The 3,128-nt window shown below is 33.8% G+C and carries 4 protein-coding genes; all 4 read right to left on the bottom strand.

Features of this window, described 5'->3' with window-relative positions; genetic code table 11:
- Positions 1-76: 76 nt before the first annotated feature.
- Positions 77-358: a hypothetical protein gene (locus tag F6K13_RS25585; protein WP_287288790.1), complete on the bottom strand. Its 282-nt coding sequence runs from the start codon at positions 356-358 to the stop codon at positions 77-79.
- Positions 359-641: 283 nt separating this feature from the next.
- Positions 642-779, bottom strand: coding sequence for a hypothetical protein (locus F6K13_RS25580; RefSeq protein WP_161564396.1), 138 nt, complete (start codon positions 777-779; stop codon positions 642-644).
- Positions 780-993: 214 nt separating this feature from the next.
- Positions 994-1,506: a hypothetical protein gene (locus tag F6K13_RS25575; RefSeq protein ID WP_287288788.1), complete on the bottom strand. Its 513-nt coding sequence runs from the start codon at positions 1,504-1,506 to the stop codon at positions 994-996.
- An 833-nt stretch (positions 1,507-2,339) separates the two neighbouring features.
- On the bottom strand, positions 2,340-3,128 hold a 789-nt coding region (locus F6K13_RS25570; RefSeq protein ID WP_287288786.1), incomplete at its 5' end, for a glycosyltransferase.

The raw sequence follows: 3,128 nt of genomic DNA, 5'->3' as shown, positions 1-3,128 counted from the left end.
TGAGATTTGACAATATTTTTTCCCTCCTTTAATTGAGGTAGATTTTCGCTGCCTTAAGACAAAGTAAACCTGATTTTTATGAGATTTTTTTTAACCAATGGGATAGAAATATACTGTGGAATTCTCTATCTGCTGTGATGATAATTTTATACCTTTTTAATAATCTTAACACAGGACGAATTACTGCCTGCTGTTCTATTAAATTACTAGCCCCTTTATGATCTAAAATCTTCCAATATATGGGTAATGCTCTATTTTTACAGGCCACACTAATCATTAATATATTAGTATTTTGCCATTGAGTTCTATCTATAATTAATATTAATTCAGAAGTCAAACTAAATACTTTCTCTACCATAATTCTTACCAAAGGAAACCAAAATATAGGTAAACTTAATTCCTTGAGGGTTAAAAATCTTTGTATATGTTTGCGCTTACTTTCTGATTGGATTGGCAGAGGAAATAAGCTTGTTAATTTTGATATTTGTACAGTTTTATATACTGATATTAAGTATCATAATATTTGTAATGTTGCTACTTGAGATGGACTCAATTTTTTCTCAATCTGATCTTGATAAAAACCTAATATATTCACTTTTTATTCATTTTTACTTGTAATTAGCAATCCTTTTTGATCATAATTATTTCAAAAATTGCTTTAATGAATAAATAATCAACCTACTGTGTGGGGTGTGGTGCGATCGCACCACACCTCCATCTATTCTCAATAATGCTTCTCTTTTAGTTGAAGTATTATTCAGCTTATTCGATGAGTTCATCTCTATATATAGCTTTCAGCTACCTTGTCACCCCGTGAGGCGGCAGCTACATCGCTCAAATTACTGAAGATGATGCCATGGGTTGGTTTGAACATTGTGGTTTATTCATATGAAAACCGCTGTATGTATCAGTAGCTTGAGTGTCAAGCGATTTTAAGCCTGTGGAGAAAATAAGTTAAAGACTGCGGTCAGTGGTTCTCACAGAAGCAGGAAGCTAACTCCAAAGCTCAAATCTCATTTGGATAAGTTTGGGTAAGTTTAGTAGTGGGTTAACTCCACCACCGTTATTATTGTCAAAATCAACGACAGTACTAGTCTGGGCATTAATAACTTCCAAGTAAGGATCGAAACCAGAATCATTGGTACTGGCAGCAACATTTACGAGTTGCCCTGGCACTTGAAATTCTAATCTATATTCATCAACTAGAGTATTGCCACTATTACTAGGTGATGGGAAAGTAAAATCGTCTTCGTTTAATTCACCATTAATATTAATAACGCTTCCTGTTTGAACTTCTCCATTAAAATCACTACCTCTGGGAGTTACATCAATGTCACCTTGAGGGACAGAAACTTGTAGAAAATAGGGATAGCTTCCTGGTTGATTTAACGTGCCAAAACTGGTAACGCGAATTTTATAGTCACGACCACCCTGAATAAATAATTCATTAGGAATTGCTGAATTGTCATAACCACCTCCATTTGTTGGTTGACCCTGCTGAATCAATGAGTTACGACCGCTACCATGATCATCTGAATCTGCTAAAACATTACCTGTATTAGCATCAATAATTTGCCAAAAAGTATCGTATTGATTTGAATTTTATGCTGTCAGAAAAATGGTTATTGGTTGACCTAATTATTGCTCCGCTCAGGTCTAGATCGTATTCATCAGCTCTTGTCACCCCCCCTGCTGGGGATCTAAAAATCAGATCGTTTGTGTCTAATTCAGCATTTATATTGACTGGATTTGGCATTTGTTCTTATCTCCTATTTTTGATTAGGAAAAAATATAGCAATTCTCAATTCAATTGGTTGTGAAAATTTCTATAAAAGTTAATTTTCAACTAGATTGAGTTTTTGAATTTGTATACATAATTATCATTTAATAATTTTGGCAGTTTGTGGATTCTTAAAAAAAATTATATTTTCTTTGCTTATGGGTTTATTCTGTTAAGAAATACCTTCTATTCTAGATTGATTTTCCTTTCTACAACATTCGCGATCGCTGTGAAACGATATTGTTTTTAGTTGAATAAAAAGTCATGTATATGAGCGAGAAAACCACCTCAGTATTTACCATATCAAAATTTTTGTGGGAATGCAACCGAAATTCCTTTGAGATGCCAATTTTTAATAGAGCTTGATAAAATGAAATTGTTTGTATTTTTCTGTTGAGGAACAATGGATGGAAAGATTTGATAAGGGAAAGAACAAGCATATTATGTTTTGGAGCTTTACAGGATGAAAATTTTCAACTCTTCCTTTTCGCTCAAATTCCTAAATATTCGATGATCTTTGAGTCAGGAAATCTAGTTGAATAAGTTAAATGACACTAAACTACCCAATCTCTTCATAAAAAGATTTCAATAATTCTGTATTTTTCTGCCAATTTAGATGAGTTTTAGCAAAATTAATTGCACCTTCACTTAGTTGTTTATATAAAAAGTTCTCCTCAAACAACTTGCCCACCGACTCAACAATATTCACTGCATCAACCATAGGTAAAACCAAAGCATCTTTCTCATTTTCCATCACCAAACCAATATTAGTCCCAGGCAAAATTACAGGTTTACCCATTGCCAAAAATTCTGGTAATTTACAGGGAAAACGATAATCATTAAATTTATCTGGTCTACCTGGTTGAATTAACACATTTGCCAAAGCCAAAATTTCTGGCATTAAACTCCGGTCTACATATCCTAATTCAATGGCATATTTCCGCGCCCAATTATCATCATCTCCCAAAAAATTACAGAAATCTCTACCCGTTCTAACTAACACCGCAGGTTTACCTTCTCGGTTCAACATTGCTACAGCTAAATACAAACTTCTCACTTCATGAGTATTAGCAGCATGAACATTTCCGGTGTAGGAAAAAACTAAAGTATTTTCAGGAATATTAAACCTTTTTACTGTTTCTGGATTGGGATTTCTGGGATAAAAATAATCTGTTTCTACACCAGGCCATAAAACTAAACTCGGCACATTATTCGGCACAAACTCTTTTAACTTTTCAATAATTACTGTTACTCCATCAGCACTTGCTAGGAACTCCCGATATTTCTGGGGATGAGAAACATTATCTGGAATTGCGAGAGACCCATTAGCATTAGCTATTTCTTTAAA

Source organism: Okeania sp. SIO2B9, assembly GCF_010672505.1.
Taxonomy (GTDB): domain Bacteria; phylum Cyanobacteriota; class Cyanobacteriia; order Cyanobacteriales; family Microcoleaceae; genus Okeania; species Okeania hirsuta.
The sequence above is the reverse complement of the archived record's forward strand: the minus strand, read 5'-3'. Positions and strand labels throughout refer to the sequence as shown.